17 protein-coding genes and 1 riboswitch are annotated in these 18,364 nt (G+C 36.1%); of the genes, 6 read left to right on the top strand and 11 right to left on the bottom strand.

Translation table 11 applies throughout. From position 1 onward, the window contains the following. Positions 1–10: 10 nt before the first annotated feature. Positions 11–2,545 carry a bifunctional diguanylate cyclase/phosphodiesterase gene (locus HWV59_RS06190; protein ID WP_102232278.1) on the top strand — a complete coding sequence of 845 codons (2,535 nt, stop codon included), beginning with the start codon at positions 11–13 and terminating at the stop codon, positions 2,543–2,545. A 465-nt stretch (positions 2,546–3,010) separates the two neighbouring features. Here the strand turns inward: HWV59_RS06190 and HWV59_RS06185 are convergent, their stop codons facing one another. The 4 genes from HWV59_RS06185 to HWV59_RS06170 all read right to left on the bottom strand — a co-directional run bounded on the left by HWV59_RS06185 (position 3,011) and on the right by HWV59_RS06170 (position 8,279). Next, positions 3,011–4,006: a DoxX family membrane protein gene (locus tag HWV59_RS06185; protein WP_102233226.1), complete on the bottom strand. Its 996-nt coding sequence runs from the start codon at positions 4,004–4,006 to the stop codon at positions 3,011–3,013. A 246-nt stretch (positions 4,007–4,252) separates the two neighbouring features. Beyond that, positions 4,253–5,440 (bottom strand): cystathionine beta-lyase, encoded by a 1,188-nt coding sequence (gene metC, locus HWV59_RS06180; RefSeq protein WP_102233227.1) that lies wholly within the window; start codon positions 5,438–5,440, stop codon positions 4,253–4,255. Further along, positions 5,427–6,551, bottom strand: coding sequence for a methionine biosynthesis PLP-dependent protein (locus tag HWV59_RS06175; protein ID WP_175638321.1), 1,125 nt, complete (start codon positions 6,549–6,551; stop codon positions 5,427–5,429). The genes metC and HWV59_RS06175 overlap by 14 nt, the downstream gene beginning before the upstream one ends. Before the next feature lie 356 nt (positions 6,552–6,907). Further along, positions 6,908–7,047: riboswitch (SAM riboswitch) on the bottom strand. 953 nt (positions 7,048–8,000) lie between these two features. Continuing rightward, positions 8,001–8,279: a hypothetical protein gene (locus HWV59_RS06170; protein ID WP_175638320.1), complete on the bottom strand. Its 279-nt coding sequence runs from the start codon at positions 8,277–8,279 to the stop codon at positions 8,001–8,003. Between the two features lie 172 nt (positions 8,280–8,451). Between HWV59_RS06170 and HWV59_RS06165 the strand changes: the two genes are divergently transcribed. From HWV59_RS06165 to HWV59_RS06155, 3 genes are all read left to right on the top strand, one after another. Further along, on the top strand, positions 8,452–9,177 hold the full coding sequence (locus HWV59_RS06165) for an alpha/beta hydrolase (protein ID WP_175638319.1): 726 nt from the start codon (positions 8,452–8,454) through the stop codon (positions 9,175–9,177). A gap of 84 nt (positions 9,178–9,261) precedes the next feature. Continuing rightward, on the top strand, positions 9,262–9,777 hold the full coding sequence (locus HWV59_RS06160) for a YjcG family protein (RefSeq protein ID WP_175638318.1): 516 nt from the start codon (positions 9,262–9,264) through the stop codon (positions 9,775–9,777). A 3-nt stretch (positions 9,778–9,780) separates the two neighbouring features. Continuing rightward, complete coding sequence (locus tag HWV59_RS06155; protein ID WP_175638317.1) at positions 9,781–10,215, top strand: GNAT family N-acetyltransferase; 435 nt, start codon at positions 9,781–9,783, stop codon at positions 10,213–10,215. A gap of 21 nt (positions 10,216–10,236) precedes the next feature. Here HWV59_RS06155 and HWV59_RS06150 read toward each other — a convergent pair whose 3' ends face one another. Then, positions 10,237–11,250, bottom strand: coding sequence for a DUF3231 family protein (locus HWV59_RS06150; protein WP_175638316.1), 1,014 nt, complete (start codon positions 11,248–11,250; stop codon positions 10,237–10,239). Positions 11,251–11,406: 156 nt separating this feature from the next. Here HWV59_RS06150 and HWV59_RS06145 point away from each other — a divergent pair, with 156 nt between their 5' ends. Then, a complete protein-coding gene (locus HWV59_RS06145; RefSeq protein ID WP_102233234.1) occupies positions 11,407–12,081 on the top strand; it encodes a YetF domain-containing protein in 675 nt (224 codons plus the stop codon). 107 nt (positions 12,082–12,188) lie between these two features. Here HWV59_RS06145 and HWV59_RS06140 read toward each other — a convergent pair whose 3' ends face one another. Next, the gene (locus HWV59_RS06140) at positions 12,189–13,757 is read right to left on the bottom strand and encodes an IS1182 family transposase (RefSeq protein WP_102228465.1); all 1,569 of its coding nucleotides are present in this window, start codon (positions 13,755–13,757) and stop codon (positions 12,189–12,191) included. Positions 13,758–13,941: 184 nt separating this feature from the next. Further along, positions 13,942–14,187 (bottom strand): PLP-dependent aminotransferase family protein, encoded by a 246-nt coding sequence (locus HWV59_RS06135; RefSeq protein ID WP_175638315.1) that lies wholly within the window; start codon positions 14,185–14,187, stop codon positions 13,942–13,944. A 176-nt stretch (positions 14,188–14,363) separates the two neighbouring features. Here HWV59_RS06135 and HWV59_RS06130 point away from each other — a divergent pair, with 176 nt between their 5' ends. Next, positions 14,364–16,649, top strand: coding sequence for an ATP-dependent helicase (locus tag HWV59_RS06130; RefSeq protein ID WP_102228463.1), 2,286 nt, complete (start codon positions 14,364–14,366; stop codon positions 16,647–16,649). 55 nt (positions 16,650–16,704) lie between these two features. Here the strand turns inward: HWV59_RS06130 and HWV59_RS06125 are convergent, their stop codons facing one another. The 4 genes from HWV59_RS06125 to HWV59_RS06110 all read right to left on the bottom strand — a co-directional run bounded on the left by HWV59_RS06125 (position 16,705) and on the right by HWV59_RS06110 (position 18,256). Continuing rightward, positions 16,705–16,959: a stage VI sporulation protein F gene (locus HWV59_RS06125; protein WP_102228462.1), complete on the bottom strand. Its 255-nt coding sequence runs from the start codon at positions 16,957–16,959 to the stop codon at positions 16,705–16,707. A 166-nt stretch (positions 16,960–17,125) separates the two neighbouring features. Next, the gene (locus HWV59_RS06120) at positions 17,126–17,251 is read right to left on the bottom strand and encodes a YjcZ family sporulation protein (protein ID WP_026561090.1); all 126 of its coding nucleotides are present in this window, start codon (positions 17,249–17,251) and stop codon (positions 17,126–17,128) included. A gap of 92 nt (positions 17,252–17,343) precedes the next feature. Then, positions 17,344–17,547, bottom strand: a complete 204-nt coding sequence (locus HWV59_RS06115; RefSeq protein ID WP_102228461.1) for a hypothetical protein — start codon at positions 17,545–17,547, stop codon at positions 17,344–17,346. Positions 17,548–17,563: 16 nt separating this feature from the next. Next, the gene (locus HWV59_RS06110) at positions 17,564–18,256 is read right to left on the bottom strand and encodes a DUF421 domain-containing protein (RefSeq protein WP_175638314.1); all 693 of its coding nucleotides are present in this window, start codon (positions 18,254–18,256) and stop codon (positions 17,564–17,566) included. Positions 18,257–18,364 lie beyond the last annotated feature (108 nt).

Below are 18,364 nucleotides of genomic sequence, written 5' to 3'. Positions count from 1 at the left end.
AGGGTTACAAATGGAAGTGGATCAAAATAACATCCTAACTAAGATTATTGACACTAGTCCTGATATTATCGTATTGAAGGATAAAAAGGGACGTTGGATAAAAACGAATAAGCAAACACTCAATATATTTGGGATAGATGAACATTCTTATAAAGGGAAAACAGAGGAAGAATTAGGAGACCTTTTTCCTTGCTTCGCTCCTTATGCTCCTTACTTTACTGCATCTGATAAAAAAGCATGGGATGCAGGACAACAAATTAAAGTAGAAGAAATTATCCCGATTAATGGGACGGATCATATTTTTGAAGTCATAAAAATCCCTCTCTATGACTCACTTGGTCATCCTGACACAATTGTTGTCATTGGGCGTGATATCACAGAATTAGTATGTAGTAACCAACGATATAAAACATTTTTTGACCAGCATCCTGATGGTGTTTTTTCATTGGACATGGAAGGGAACTTTTTAGATATAAATCAAGAAGTTGAAAAAATTGTCGGCTATCAGAAAGACGAATTAATTGACCAGCACTTTGCTAAAGTCATTGCAAAAGATAACCTCACATTTGTTACGGAGAGGTTTGAAAATGTTAAAAAAGGCCATGCAGAAACACATGAAGCTAAGATTGTTAGAAAAGACGGAAAGATCATTGACATGCAAATCACAACAATCCCTTCTACTTTAAATGATAAAACAATAGGTATTCATGGGGTTGCGAAGGATATTACCGATCAGAAGCTAAGTCAAAAGATGAAAGAATTTCAGTACATGTATTTAGCAAAAATTGCTTCCGGAGACCCAATACAAGACATCTTATTAGGAATTGTAGAAACCGTTGAAAATCTATCAAATGAAAGTTATTGCTCAATTATGCTTTATGAAAAGGAACATAATTGGCTTCGTTTGGCATATGCATCTCAATTACCATCATCATTTCAAGTTCAGGTAGATAAATTTCCTGTAAAACTAAATCTTGCTTCTTGCGGGCATGCCGCTTACACGAAAAAAACAAAAATTACAAAGAACATAGAAACCGATCCGAAATGGGAAAATTGGAAAAGCATAGCATTAAAACATGGTATACATTCGTGTTGGTCAAAGCCCATCTTGTCAACAGACGGGGAATTACTAGGAACATTTGCCATTTACCATTCACACGTTCGTGAGCCAGAACGCTACGAACTTGATATGTTAAATGTGTTTAGCTATCTTTCCGGTCTTGCATTGGAACGGAATATAAAGGAACAGGAGATTCACTATTTAGCATCACATGACTTGTTAACAGACCTTTATAATATTCGCTATCTTCATGATGTTTCTAACACAATTATTCAAGAAACGAAAGCAAGTGAATCAAAGTTTGCGATTTTAGTTATGGACTTAGATCGATTTAAGCCGATTAATGATTCATTTGGTCATGCATTTGGAGATAAACTTCTTCAACATGTCGCAAAGAGAATTACCGATCATGTACGTGACGGGGATATTGTTTCCCGTATGGGCGGCGATGAATTTGTCCTTTTATTACGTGATGTAACCGATAAAACACTTCTGCTCACTATTGCAGACAGAATGATTCATGAAATCAAGAAACCTATCGTAATAGAAAATCGCGAATTTTATGTCTCAGCGAGCATTGGGATTAGTGTATTCCCTGAACATGGAGACACCTTAGATCTTCTCATTAGGAATGCAGATATTGCTATGTACCAACGAAAAGGGGCTGGCGGTAAATCTATCGCTTTGTATGATGAATCGATGACTGAGCGTGGAATTGAATTGTTCATGCTTAATGAAGAGCTCCATCACGCATTAAGTAAGAACCAATTCGAATTATATTACCAACCTAAAATCAATGCCGAAGTAGGGAAAGTAATAGGACTAGAGGCATTAATTCGATGGAACCACCCGGAAAAAGGGGTAGTCGGTCCACTTCAATTTATTCCTTCAGTAGAAGAAAGTGGATTTATCGAGGAACTAGGAAAATGGGTTATATGGGAAGCATGCAGGCAAATTCAAGAATGGAAGAAACAACAGCATCCGATCGTTCCAATTGCCGTAAATGTTTCCGTAAATCAGTTTATTTTAACTGATATTCCATCATTTGTTGAGAAAACGTTAGCAGAATTTACTCTTTCTCCAAATTGCTTAGAAATTGAAATCACAGAAAGTGTATTAAATCAACATAGTCAGCTTATTCAACATTCGGTGAAACGATTGCAGGAAATAGGTGTAAAAATCGCGATTGATGATTTCGGGACAGGCTATGCTTCTATTACGTACCTAAGACAAATTCGAGTTGATACAATTAAAATTGACCGGTCATTTATCTCAACTCTCCCAAATAACCACGAAGATGGAGCAATTGTTTCAGCCCTTATCACGCTTGCACGAGAGTTAAAAATTCAAATCATAGCAGAAGGCGTTGAAACTAAAGAACAACTGGAATTCTTGCTATCTAAAGGTTGTAAAGATTTTCAAGGATTTTATTTTAGTCGACCACTACAAGCAAATAAAGTATATGAGTTTATAGGAACCATTTAAATAGAGGGATGAGAATTTCAAGGTCTAATTGAAGAACTAACTGATTCATGTTTTAATTGACGAAAGAGATATGATCATATTTCATAAAAAAATCGTCCCTTTCTTGTATAAGGTGGTGTGGTAACTTCATTATACAAAATAGGGCGATTTTTTTGTTCAATTATGTCTTTAAATAAGGCTGTTTTCGTAGGGTTACATTTATTAATACCATTTTAGATCGATAGTGGAATGGAGCGGAAGACACTTGACTCCTGCGGGAAGTGAGGCAAGGCTGAGACCCCGCAGCCGAAGGCGAGGAGGCTCAGCTTCCTCCCCGCGGAAAGCAAGTGTCTGGAGCGCAATGAAACGTCCCGGTATACACGTTTATTTGCATCAAAAAATCAAAAATATCAAAGTATGTAAAAGAACCTAAAAAGGCTAACCCAAATGTCTAAAATCTAGACTTTTGGGTCAGCCCCTTTCCTACTATGCAAATCGATAATAAATAAGTAAAAACGCACTTAATACAAACAAAAAGTTTAATGATACAAAAATCATTTGATCTAATTTTGTTTTATGCATTCTAATCGGAGGATGGTAAAACGAAATTCCTTCTATAATAAAGATGAGCAGCACAATGTGAATCATCGCATGTCCAACAACCTCTGTATAGCCGAAAATGGTTGTTGTTAAAATAAACAAAATCGTGACCACAACCGCTAATACTCGATTTAAGATTCCAACAACTAATAGATACCCAACAACAAACTCGATAAAAGCCGAAAGTACAACAAATATTCCAGGTTCAAAGCCAAATGTCGGAACATTGTGATGGTGGATAATCTCAGTTGTCATCATTGGATACACCCATTTTTCAACGGCTACCCAACATAAACTTAACCCTGTCCCTAAGTATAAAAATGGAAATCCCACATTTTCCAGCCTTGTTTTTCCGATTAATAATACTCCGATAATCGCTACATAAAACCCATAATCTAACATATGGAACCAACCGGCTTCACTCCATACAAAGATAAATAACCCAAGCATAAAAAGGGCTGCAATTTTCGTCGCATAGTGATGTGGAATAAGCAAAAAGATGATAATAATCCACATGATGAGCGTTTGCCATGTTTGATTAATTGCGAACTCAGGTGCAAACATTGTCCCATTCACAACCTGAAGGATAAACGATAAAGCTGTTCCATATTTCAGCAAATACCTTGAATACTTGCGAAAGCTGTCCAGTTTTAAATCAATTTTTGCTGCAAGAGGAATATCCAATACTTTCCCCATTACTTGAGATAAAACAGCTAAAATGATTGCACATAATAAGGAAATCGTAATAAAAAATGGTGATAAAATTTGCTCAATGCTTATTTTCTCAGGTTCAACTGTTGCAAACCATTTAACATGTGCACTTGCTATGACAGGTATGATCATACACGTCAACGTTAACAAGAAAATCAGTCGTTTTTTCATGTAATAAACTCCTCTACTGAAAATAGATACTACTTAGTCTGGTAAATATGAATTTAAATATGTATGATCATAGACTAAGTAACGTAACCTCAACCAAAATAACCAGGATATTTTACCTACCTAAAAGATGTATTGATTATATTACTTTAAACCTAAAGAAACAATAAAGACTTTTTAAACATTGTGTGAATAAAAAATCCATTTCAATAAAAAAGAGCTAACTCAAAAAGAGTCAGCTCTAGTCCTTTATACATTTACATTTTCACTTTTCTTTACAGCCGGTAGCTTCTCCAATGCTGCATCAAAATCCTTAATCAAGTCTTCTACTTTCTCCAATCCTACACTTAATCGGAGCAATCCATCAGAAATTCCGCGTTTTTCACGCTCTGCAGGCGGCATTGCTGCGTGCGACATTTTAGCAGGATAGGAAAGAATTGATTCAACAGCACCTAAACTTACAGCAAAAACAGGAAGCTGAACATTCTCAACTAATGTTCTTACTGCATCTCCATCCGCTAATTTAAATGATAATACCGCTCCTGGCCCATCCGCTTGATATCGTTGTGTATCATGTCCCGGATGAAAGCTCAAGCCCGGGTAATATACCTCTTCTACTTTTGGATGATCTGCTAAAAACTCGGCGATCTTTAATGCTGATGCTTGAGATTGTTGCAGGCGAACATGCAGCGTCTTTAATCCTCTAAGAACCAACCAGGCATCCTGTACACCAAGCACAGCACCAAATGCATTTTGTAATTTATATAAACGATCACCCAGCTCTGGATCCTTAATAACAGCTAGTCCCGCAAGCACATCACTATGACCTGCTAAAAACTTCGTTGCACTATGAAGCACAATATCTACACCAAGCTCTAATGGTCTTTGAAGCTCTGGCGTTAAAAACGTATTATCTAAAAAGGTTAGACAATTATTAGCTTTTGCCAAGTTCACAATGCCTTGAATGTCGGTTACCTTTAACAATGGATTTGAAGGTGTTTCCATATAAATGACCTTCGTATTTGGTCTAATTTCAGATGCAACCTGATGAAGATCTGTCATATCGACAAACGTATGCTCAATGCCAAAACGAGTTAAAACATCTGTAATAATTCGAAATGTTCCACCATATACATCCTCTGTTACCAATACATGATCACCTTGGGATAGTAATAAAAATGCAGTAGAGATAGCTGCCATTCCTGAAGAAAATGCCAAGCCTCTAGTTCCACCCTCTAATTCTGCAATAGCTTGTTCCAAAGCTTCTCGTGTCGGATTTCCTGAACGAGCATAATCATATTTTCCAAATTCATCAATATCAAATTGATGAAATGTTGAAGAATGATGAATCGGCACACTTACCGATCCTGTGCTGTGATCCACCTTTGATTCATTATGAAGTAGTTTTGTTTGAAATGACCAATCATGATTGCTCAACTGCTACCGCCTCCTTCATCGCTTTAAATGCTTGTGCTAAATCTTCTATAATATCCTCTGCGTGCTCCACACCTACCGAGAAGCGCAGCAATTTGTTACAGACACCATTTGCAATTCGAATGTCCAGAGGAATGTCCATATGAGTTTGTGTAGCTGGATAGGTGATAAAGCTTTCAATCCCGCCTAAGCTTTCAGCAAATGTGATAGTCTTTAGATTTTTCAAAAATGGATTTACCCATGTTTCATCCTGCAAACGGAACGAAAGCATTCCACCTTTTCCCGGGTAAAGGACATCAAGTACATCAGGATGCTCCTCTAAAAACTGTGACACTTGCTGAGCATTTTGCTGATGCTGTCTCATGCGAAGTGATAATGTCTTCATTCCTCTCATTAATAACCATGAATCAAATGGAGATAAAACTGCTCCAATTGCATTTTGATGTTGAAAAAATTCATCACTTAATTCCTGACCTTTTGTCACAACTAATCCGGCAAGTACGTCATTGTGGCCACCTAAATATTTGGTTGCACTATGAATCACAATGTCTGCACCATCTAAAATTGGTGTTTGTAACACCGGCGTATAAAATGTGTTATCAACAATCACTAATATTTCATGTTTTTTAGCGATTGATACTAATTCTTTTATATCCGTTTCCTGCATTAATGGATTTGTTGGTGTTTCAATGAATAAGGCTTTTGTTTTTTCATTAATTAGCTTTTCAGTTTCTGTTGGATTTGTGAAATCATCGTATTGAAAAGATAATCCGTATTTTCTCCACTCTCTTTCAAACAAACGATATGTTCCACCATATAAATCAGAAGAAACGATTAATTCATCACCACTTTGGAATAATGCCATGATCGTTTGGATTGCAGCCATACCTGAGCTAAAAGCAAATCCTCGATCACCGTGTTCTAAATCAGCAATCGCCTGCTCAACAAGTAATCTGGTTGGATTTCCTGTACGGATATAGTCAAACCCGGTTGATTCTCCAATTCCTGCATGACGATAAGCTGTAGAAAAATAGACTGGCGGGCTAACAGTACCTGTCACATTTTCACTTCGATTCCCAATTTGCGCTAATTTCGTTTCAATTCGTTTGCTCATGTTTCTCACTCCTAAAAGTTGTATTAATCATTATGGGCATTGAGAGAAAGCGTTCGTTATCCCACTGGGACAAAATAAAAAGCCTTCCTCGTTAAGAAGAAGACTGTATGTTTTAAGTGCGCTTCTTCTTATCTCTCAAGCATAAAGCTGGTGTTGCTTGCTGGATTTAGCACCTTGGCACTCGTGGAAGATCTTAATAGAATACGTTAACTTAATATTTACTAGGAACCTAGAACCTACTTAATTTGTTTAAGTGGGGCTTTTAAAAGCACGCAAGTGCTTGCGGCTTGCGATGCAAGCCTGCGACAGATGATGAAAAATGCTTCGAACAAACAAAACCGCTTTGTTCGCTTCATTTTTCATCATCTGTCGGTGCTTTTAAAAACCAACATAGGTATCTGCTAAAACAGTAAATATTAATCACCAGATCTTCACTCGTTATGAACCGGTTGCTGAGGCTTCATAGGGCCAGTCCCTCTGCCTCTCTTGATAAGAAATATATGAAATTTTTGATTTACTTTTTTTACTACTTTACATGATTTATGTATATATTGCAATATAATTATCGTAATAGTTTGACTTGTATGTTCAATTGTAATGGTAACACAGGTATATTTTTCATCCAATTTAAGAAAAGTGCAAGCTCCTTACTCCGCCCCGACAGGGATTAGAAGCTCTTGGTATTCACTTTTTCCCTTTATTTGGATTTCGCGAATGGTTTTATACTGGCTTTCTTTATAAAAGCATTCACATTCCTTTTTTCCGTATGCTTTTAGCACCTTTTCCATTTAAAAACGATACATATTTGGATTATTTTTACAATTCACACCTCTTTCGAAAGCACATTTCCCTTTTTTTGGCTTTTGCGAAAGGTTTTATACTTGCTTTCTTATAGATGCATTCACATTCCTTATTTTCGTATGCTTTTAGCACTTTTCTGCTTAAAAGAGATTCACATTTGGATTATTATTACAATTCACACCACTTCCGTGAGCATATTTTCCTTTTTTTGGATCTTACGGAAGGTTTTATGCTGGCTTTCTATATAGATGCATTCACATTCCTTATTTTCGTATGCTTTTAGCACTTTTCTACTTAAAAAAGATACATATTTGGATTATTATTACAATTCACACTACTTTTAGATTCATATTTATCTTTTCCTCGATTTTGCGAAAGGTTTTATACTAGCTATCTTTAAAAAAGCATTCACATTCCTTTTTCCGTATGCTTTTAGCACCTTTTCCACTTCAAAACGATACACATTTGGATTATTATTACAATTCACACCTCTTTCGAAAGCATATTTCCCTTTTGTCCGTATGCACTTATCCTTTCGAATGAGAAAATGTTCTTTATCTTTAATTCAAGAATGCTTATGACCTTGTGCCCTTTGTACAAGGAGTTAGGCACGTTTTAACAAAAATAAAAACCGACAAATTCGTCGGCTCACTTTGTTTTTTCATTAAAATAATTTACAGCATACATAGATCCTTCCGCCACCATTGTATTATCATCAATATCATATGGATCAGGGTGGCCGGCTTTTTCCATAACTGGTTCTTTTCTAGATAAAAGTATTTTTGCTTTATTTTTCATGCGTTGTATTTCATAATTCATCTTATTTTTTCGTTTTTCATCTTTTAACAAATATGAAGTAACACCTATTGTTGATAGTGCAACACCGGATAAAACCACTGTCCTCTTTGATAAGGCTTGTTTTTTCATTGTGATTCTCCTCTCACTCTTTTTTAAATAGGTTTACTATGTACATTCCCTTGTCCCAATTTTTCAAACCTGTTTCTCAAAATTTTTTCTATATGCATTTTTAAGGATGAAACTACTTATGCGTGTTAAAATAGAAAGGGGTTTCAAACATATATGCATCAGGAGGGAAATCATGAGTAAACAAACAGGGATTATAGAGGAGCGTTCCTTTTATTCAGCTTCATTAGATGAAGAGGTAACATTACTTATTTATCTGCCGGCAAATTTTTCTCCTTTATATAAGTATAGTTTACTAATTGCACAGGATGGACAGGATTATTTCAAGCTGGGACGTGTTGGGAGACAAATCGAAGCGCTCATGAAAGAGGAAGAAATTGAAAATGTCATTGTTATAGGAATTCCATATAACAATGTGGAGGAACGAAGGGATAAATACCATCCAAATGGTGTAAAAGTGAAGCAATATGTACGCTTTCTTGCACATGAGCTTGTTCCATATCTGGATGAGGAATTTCCATCCTACCAAGTCGGATACGGACGTGCTCTTATCGGGGATTCCTTAGGGGCAACAGTTTCATTGCTAACAGGCTTAACGTATCCGAATATTTTTGGTAAGCTTATTCTGCAATCACCTTTTGTAAATGATGATGTGTTGGAAGCAGTGGAAAACTTCACTTCACCTACCCGACCTATTGTTTATCATCAAATCGGAAAACAAGAAACAGCTGTAAAAACAACTAATGGTGAAATCGCTGATTTTCTAACACCAAATCGCGAGCTTTCAAAAGCAATTAAAAAAAAGAAATTCTCTTATACGTATGAAGAATTTGATGGCGATCATACGTGGAAGTATTGGCAGCCTTCATTAACACCTATTTTCAAACAAATATTTGAGTAATTTTTTCACACTTCTTACGTACATATGTTTATTTTCAAAAATTTGATATACTAACACTATAATGACTCGTTAGGAGGGAATGACATGAAATACGGAATTGCCCTTTTTCCATCTAAAAAACTGCAGGATCTTGCCAATTCTTATCGAAAACGCTATGACACTCATTACGCTTTAGTCCCGCCGCATTTAACATTAAAGACTCCATTTGAATCAGAAGATAATGAGATCAAGACTATTGCAAAAGAATTGCGTAAAGTCGCTGAATCTACAAAGCCATTACACATTTCCATTAAAAAGGTAAGCTCTTTTTCACCAGTGAATAACGTCATTTATTTAAAAGTAGACCCTACAGATGAGCTTAAAGCTCTTCATGATCAGTTACATACAGGTTCACTGGAAAGCAATCCGGAATATGCGTTTGTTCCACATATTACAATTGGTCAAAACTTATCAGATGATGAACACTCAGATGTTTTAGGGAACCTCAAAATGTTAGATATTCATCATGAAGAAATCATTGACCGTTTTCACCTTTTATATCAATTAGAAAACGGGACTTGGACTGTCCATGAAACATTTTTACTCGGAAAGGAAAGCTAATAATTGAACATACAACAAGTGACAACAAAAGAACAACTAGATGATGCATTTTCAGTAAGATACACTGTTTTTGTAGACGAACAACAAGTTCCTGCCGAAGAAGAAATTGATCAATTTGAAAATGAAGCAGAACATGTCGTGTTATATGATGACAGTCAAAAGCCTGCCGGTGCCGGTCGTGTACGCATTGTCGATGGCATAGGAAAGCTTGAAAGAATTTGTGTTTTATCAGCAAATCGCAAAAACGGTGCCGGTCGAATCATCGTTGAAAAATTAGAGGAAATTGCCATCCAACAAGGTGTTAGCAAACTTAAGCTAAACGCACAAACACACGCCATTTCCTTTTATGAAAAATTAGGCTATGAGGTTGTATCAGAAGAGTTTATGGATGCAGGTATCCCTCATGTGACAATGATAAAAGAAATAGAAAAAAGCTAACTTATTTGGTTAGCTTTTTTTCTATACTTCCTTTTTCACAAGCTTTTTTCGATCCTTTAATCCCGGCGGCTGCTCCAGCCAATTATTTTTTATCATAATATCTGCCCCGGTTTTTGCAAATTCTGCAATTTCTACAGATAGCCTCTCATAATTCACCGCTAAATCCGCTCGTTGACTTGCGGCTGCAGCAGTTGAGTAATTCCCTGTACCTGCAGCACTAAGTAATGACATTTGAAACATCATTAACTTATCTGAGTATGTTTGTGAAGTAGAATCACTTACACAAACATCCGGAGAACCCGGAGCGATGAGGTCACTTTCCGCTAATGTTTTCCCGAATATTTCCACATGTTTTTTGGAAATCTCGCTTCCTCTTATCATATATTCCTGTACTTCCTTATTTTGCGATGTTTGCCCGAAGCTTAAGCATAATTTACTGCCGATCGAATTGGTTTGGATGTTCAAGTATAAATGAGAAATTTCAATTGCATTTAATGGCCGTTTCTCTGCAAAAGGATTTAATCCACTAAGATATTTTTTCGTATCCACATAGTCAATTTCTTCTGGTACTTCTATGTATGGTGCTTGAACATAGAACCCTTTAGATAAAGCTGTTTCAACAGTAGAATTATATAAGTTTGCTGCCTGTTGCAAACATTTTGTGAAAAACTGTCTTACATCCTCTCTCACACACATAGCTAAAAAGCCTGAGTAGCCAAGCATTGCAACCTTTGACATGTGATTAACATAGATTAAGGAAAATGTATCAGAATATAATTTTGGTACATTTGTATAAAGATCTTCATCTGTAAACCCCATTGGTTTCGCATATTTTTGCTCTTGGAAAAAATCAGCTAAGAAATCCACATTATTTTTGGCCATTTCATAAGATTGCTGGACTCCCGCTTTTATTTCCTTATCCTCTATGTCAATAAGCATATGTGTTAACATGGTCTTTACCATGCTTTCGTTCATATAGGTCGTCCAAAGTGATGCGATTTCAGTTGAGGTAAGCGTGTTGTAGCCTTCTGACACTTGTCTCCCTCCTTCTTTAGATGAAGAATTTTTTTATTATTCTTTGCTAGATATGCTTTTTTTATTTCAAAACTTCCTATTAAATTCTTTTCGTATAAAAAGTATATGGACGCTAAAGATACTATATATGGACATGTGCCGACGGAGGTTTTAGACATGCATTTTGGACAAATAACAATTGAACTCTTCTTTGGATTTATTGCTCTATTTGTTATCACGAGAGTCTTAGGTAAAACACAAATCACACAGATTACAGCCTTTGATTTTATCTCTGCCCTTGTGTTAGGCGAATTAGTTGGTAATGCTGTATTTGATGATCACGTCGATATTGTTGATGTTATATATGCAGTTACTGTCTGGGGGATTTTAATCTTTACTTTAGAAATCATTACCCAAAAATGGAGTAAGACAAGGGGATTTCTAGAAGGAAAACCAACGATTATTATTAGAGAGGGTCAAATACTAAGAGACAGTTTAAAAAAGTGTAAGCTGGATATCAATCAATTGCAACATTTAATACGATCAAAGGGCGTTTTTTCGATTCGGGAATTGGAGTATGCTGTTTTGGAAACAGACGGAACAGTTAGTATTCTTAAAAAGGCGGAGTATGAAAATCCGACTAAGTCAGATCTTCAACTGCCTCAAGAAAAAGTGAAAATTCCGATTACCCTTATTAGCGATGGAAAAGTATTGAAACAAAATTTAATTGAAGCCGGTTTTAATTACACTTGGCTTGATGAACAATTAAAGCAACAGAATATTTTTAGGACTGAGGAAGTACTATACGCAGAGTGGTTGGAAGGAACAGGATTGCACGTCCAATCCTTTTAAAATGAGAAAGAGGCTGGGACATAACTAGCTTCAAATAGTGAGAAAGGTGAATTTGAGGATACTCAAATTCACCTTTCTCTATTTATGAGGAAAATTCTTCTATTACCTTAGTTGTTGGCAGTGAATTTTCTTAAATTCACTGCCATTAACGCGAGTCCCATTTCGTTTTCAACCTTCGGTTTTCCTCGTACCGAAAATCGAGTGAAACGCAAATTGGCCTTCAAGAATCCAAAAACTGGTTCCACATCGATTTTACGTTTTCGATAGATGGCACTCGTTTCTTCTTCTGAAAGCTTCACTCTTACATATTCTTTTTGCTGTTCCCATTTTTCATTCACCATTATTTTTCGATTGTTACCTTCTTTTGCTTTTGTACATGATGAACGGAATGGGCATCCTGTACAGTCCTCAGATTCATAGATTTTATAATTCCGTTTGAAGCCTGTACGGTCATTACGGACAGAATGATATTGAAATTCAAGGCGTTTCTGATTAGGGCATGTATATGTATCTGTTTCCTCATCATACTGCCAGTTGTCGGGATTAAATTTGTTTTGTTTGTGCTTTTTCTTTTGTTCTTTCAAATACATATTATACGTAATAAGTGCTTCTCGTTTTCTGTTCAAAAGGATATCATTATAGTTTTGTTCACTACCATAACCTGCATCTGCGACAAGGTGTTTTGGCAACTCGAAATAATGCTGCTCAATCTCATCTAGAAATGGAATTAACGTATGCGTATCTGTTGGGTTAGAAAATAAACTATAGGCAAGCGAGTATTGACCTTCCGTGGCGATTTGTACATTATAACCTGCCTTCAATTGTCCATTTTTCATATAATCGTCTTTCATTCGCATAAATGTTGCTTCTGGATCTGTTTTAGAATAGCTATTCCGCGCACCAAGGATTTCAAGGTCTTGTTGGTATTTCTTTTTTCTCATGACAAAATCAATCAACTGTTTACGGATTTGTTTTGGATATTTACGATCATTTCTTAAAGCTTTTCGTTCTGTAACGTCTGACGATGCTTCAATTTGTTTATCATATGCGGTTACGACATCGTCCACTTTTTGAACAACTTCAGTGAGCTCTTCTAATGATAACTGTTCATCGCTTTCACGTTCAATTTCAGGTATGATTTCGTTCTCAAGTAGCTCATGGTATAGCTGGTTTGACTTTTCAATTAAACTTTGATGATATTTCTCAACCGATTTCTTCCAGACAAACGTAAATTTATTCGCATTCGCTTCAATCTTTGTACCATCGATAAAAATCGCTTCTTGATCGATAAGTTTTTCTTCAATTAATTGACAACGGAATTGGACGAAACACTGGCGAATTAATTCTTTCACTTCTGGTTGAACACGGAATCGGTTGATTGTACGGTAGCTGGGTTCATATCCTTGAGCTAACCACATCATACGGATACTGTCTTTTAATAGGGATTCAATTTTACGTCCTGAAAAAACAGATTGTGAGTAGGCGCATAAGATAATTTTTAGCATCATGCGTGGATGATAGGCAGGGCAACCCTCATTTCGAAGAAATGGTTCGAACGCTTCATGAGGAATACTTTCAACTAAATGATGGACATGGAAGGCGATATCATTTTTTTGTAATTTTACTTCTAAATCTAAAGGCAGAACTAATTGATTCATGGTATAATTTCTAAACATAAGGACCCTTCTTTCGGATGAAATTTTGTGTGGTAACTTTATTTTATCAGAAGTGGTCCTTATTTTTATTCAAAAAAATCAAAGCCGGTGAAATTTTACTCGTCGTAAAATTTCACCGGCTTTTTCATTTCAGAGTGGGTTTTGTCCCAGCCTCTTTTCATATAATAAAAATTCATTTACCGTTTTAAACATATTCGTTAAAAAGCTTTCCTTTTCCCGTACATTCGGATGAATATTTATTTTGTTTTAATTTTTCCTTCAATATATCTGCAAACCTTTGTTGTTCCGCTTGTGGACTTTCTCGTAGATGACGAGTATTCGGTGTGATCGCAGATGTTGGCATAACATGTGCATAATGATGTTGAACAGAGACAGATCGATTGGCATATTGAATGTATGTATCTTGTTGAATTGGTAAAATATAGCCCATTTTTATCACCCCTTTTTCTTATTCCCCTTACCTTTGGTACGTTAAACCATTTTCTTTCACTTTTCGTTCGGTTCCCATTCTGTTATCATAGATTTTGTCGCTTCATTTTATTGCTACTAAACTAAATTTCTATATACATACGAGGTATGATTTTACTTTATGGGAGGAGGACAACGATGAATTCAGCAAAGTTAAAGGAAACAATCATCTCCTTAACACAATTACCTCAACAGGAATTCCAGAGAATATATGAAGAAAGTATAAAAGAAGCTGTTACTTGCAGGTGCTGTGGAAAACCGGTGAAGCTGTATTTAGGCATTACCCATCCTCCCTATTTTTATCACTCAAACAAAGAATTGAATGAAACATGTCAAAAGCAATTTCAGATTGATTTTCCGGTTCAGGAAGAGTCAACCGCTCCTGTAAAAACCTCGACAGAGAAATACTCTGAACAAAATGGATTTCGGATTCCAAAATCAAGAAGCATTGGTACAATCGACAAAAAAGAAACAGCTACATGGTGTGAGCCAAAAATGCTTAAAGGGAGAACAGCCTTTTCAGTAAAAGTAAAAGCTCCAACGTCACTTTTAGGGATTCCTTTAGATGTAGAACAAAAGGAAGCCGTCACAACTACAGAAGGACCGTTGCTAATTTTAGCTGGTGCTGGAAGTGGAAAAACACGTGTTTTAACAACAAGAGCTTTATACATGATGGAAGAAAAAAAGATCTCACCTACTTCAATGATGCTTGTCACGTTTACGGCAAAAGCTGCCAAAGAAATGCAGCAACGGCTCATTACAAACTCTTCTATCCATGCTTTAAAACTTAATCAATTGGTAATCGGTACGTTTCATAGTATTTTTTATAAAATTCTTCTTCACCATGATCGTGAAAAGTGGAATAGCCGACACCTGTTAAAATGGGATTGGCAAAAGGAAAGCTATCTAAAAGCTTCTTGCAGAGAACTAGGTATTGATGATAAAGATTTTCCATTTGACCAAGCGATTCAACAAATTGGTTTTTGGAAAAACACGATGCACATGCCACATGATATCCGTCCTGCTGATGACTGGGAGCAAACAGCTCTAACTCTTTACCGGGAATATGAAGAACAAAAACAACAGCGCGGACAATTCGATTTCGATGATATGCTTGTGAAATGCTACGAACTATTAAATGAAAATCCGGCAATTTTATCAGCTTACCAAAATCGATTTCAGTATTTTTTAATTGATGAATTTCAGGATATTAATCCTGTACAATATAAGCTTATTAAGCTTTTATCAAGTCATACTAACAATCTATGCGGTGTTGGTGATGATGATCAAACAATTTATAGTTTTAGAGGAAGCCAGCCGTCATTTATTCTGAATTTCAAGCAGGAATACCCTTCAGCAAAAGTGATTACACTCTCTGCTAATTATCGGTCAGATCACCAAATTGTCTCGACAGCAAATGATGTTATATCAAAAAACAAACATAGACTCAGTAAGCAAATGATTGCTCAATATGAAACACGACACTCACCTATTGCTTTTTTTCCATATGATGAAGAAGAAGAAGCAACGATGATTCTACAGGATATGAAGGAAAAAATTGAAGCTGGGGCAACGCCTGAGGAGTTTGCCGTTTTGTATCGGACGCATACAGGTGGACGAGCAGTGTTTGAACGTTTTGTACAATCAAGCATTCCCTTTACAATTGAAAAAGGGCAATCCTCCTTTTATGAAAGAAAAATGGTGCGAGCTATCTTATCGTATCTGCGATTAAGCATGAATTCAGATGATAGCTCGGCTATAACTGAGTTTATTAGGGCCTTGTTTTTAAAGCAATCAGTTCTCAATGATGTCAAAGCATTATCCATTTTACAGGACTGCTCACTTGTTGAAGCGTTACTTCATGTTAATGGATTACCTAACTTCCAAAAAGCCAAGCTTAAGAAAATTATCCCGAGAATTACTTCATTAAAATATGAAAAACCAGTTGTTGCTCTTACAATGATTGAAAAAGATTTAGGCTTTACTGATTATTTAAAAAAGCAAGGTAACGAAGGTAATGCGATGGAAAAAGGCTCTGATGACTTGAATGATTTAAAGGTTGTGGCGAAGAAATTTCTGACTGTACATGAGTTCCTCCAGCATGTCGACCATATGATTGTGACACAGCAAGCGATCAAAACATCGACACAGACTTCAAACGGCGTTCAGCTTATGACCATCCACCGCTCAAAAGGCCTTGAATTTAAATATGTGTATGTACTAGGTGTTGTCGACGGATCTTTACCTCATGATTTTGCCCTGGAGTCGGCTCGGAAAGAAAAATTTGAACATCTCGAAGAAGAAAGACGATTGCTTTATGTTGCGATGACGCGGGCAAGGGAACATTTATATCTGTCAGTTCCTTCTTATCGAAGAGGGAGAAAGGCCGTTCCTTCGAGATTTATGCGTGGAATGATGAAATAGATTTTCCAAAACATACGTAAAAAAGGTCTGACCAAAGTCAGACCTTTTTTACCGTTTATTTCTTATTGATCATTTTAGCAATCGTATTAAAATCAAGTTTCTCGTTACCATTAACGATCGAGTTGACAATTTTATCTTCCATTTGCTTGTTAACTGGTTTATTTGCAATCTTAGAAACTCGTTGAATGACACTTCGAACTGTTTTTTCGTCTTTAAAGTTTGCTCCTTGTAATGAGTTAGCTAATGAGAAAATATCATTCATGTTTACGCCAGTTTTACCTTCAAGATTCTTAAAGAATTTGCTATCCATTTTCCCGCCTCCTTAATTCATGATATATCGTATGGAGTTCCACATAAAATGTGATAAGAAATTCATCTTTTTAATAAAATTCAAGCCATCTACTATCACACTCGAACTCTATAAAAAGACGAAAGTACGAGCAGCCCAGCCGCTCGTACCTATTCGCCTTTACTTATTAGTTATAAAAAGATGCACCAACAATGATTAAAAGGATGAACAATACAACGATTAATACGAAAGTACTTCCGTAGTATCCGCCACCGCCATAACCATAGTTACCACCACCGTAGCCGTAACCCATGTGCTTAGCACCTCCTCTACCCTAACTTCTCTATAATTTATGTAGGTATGGAGGAAACGGTGTGGACGAATATCAGTGTTCCACACATAATTTTACTTAGTTTTTGATTTCACCCATTTTTCATATTCTCTTGCAGCTATCTCCATTCGATATTCAAAATCTTCTGCTTCCTGGTCTAATGTTTTCAATTGATCATACATTTCACCCAATTTTGTTTCTTCTCCAGCATGAATTCGATCATGCTTTCTCATTTTTGATTCCAGCAATCCTTCAAAAAATAACTCTAATATATTCATTTGTTCTCCCCGGTTTCTATTTTTTTAGTCTATCGTCATAGTAATCAGCATATAAATTTCCATTAGAATCTATTTGAGCTAGAAATACATCCTCTACACTTCTTTTTTTCGCTTCAAGTTTGCTTCTTACCCAATCAATAGTGTAGCCCCCCTCATTGATTGACTCTTCCATATATACCCCATCCATAATCACCGTTATTGGTGCTTTCAGTTTTACTCCTTCCCCGAAAAAATCCTCCCATTTTGCAGGCTGTTTTTCTTTTTTCAATAACACACTTAGTTCACCATTTGTCTCCAATACAGCAAATTCAACATCTGATACTTGGAAGATGTCTTTCTTGCGCAGCTGTTCAAGTAATTCATCTGTACTATATTTTTCATGCTTTAAATTATCTTCTAAAATCTTGCCATCCTGAATAAATGTTGTCGCTTTCCCCTCAACGATGTCGCGAAACTTCTTACTTTTAAGGGAGACATAGGATATCACTAGTGGAAATAACGTCCATACGACGATTGACACAACACCGTTCACTATATTTAATTCAATATCCATCGTGATTGTTCCCGCAATATCTCCAACCGTAATGCCGACAATATATTCAAAAAAGGATAATTTGGATAATTGCTTTTTCCCTAGTAACTTTGTAATAAAAAAGAGTCCACCGATAATGCAAAAGGAACGAATGACAACTTCAATCCAATCTGGCATATAACATTCTCCCTAACTTATAGAATAAAAACTGAATATAGTATGTGTATATGATTGTAAATATATGTAATACTTTTCCCAAATCGAGTAGAGGGAAAATAATCTAAT

It is taken from the genome of Metabacillus schmidteae (assembly GCF_903166545.1).
In the GTDB taxonomy this organism is placed as follows: Bacteria; Bacillota; Bacilli; order Bacillales; family Bacillaceae; genus Metabacillus; species Metabacillus schmidteae.
The sequence above is the reverse complement of the archived record's forward strand: the minus strand, read 5'-3'. Positions and strand labels throughout refer to the sequence as shown.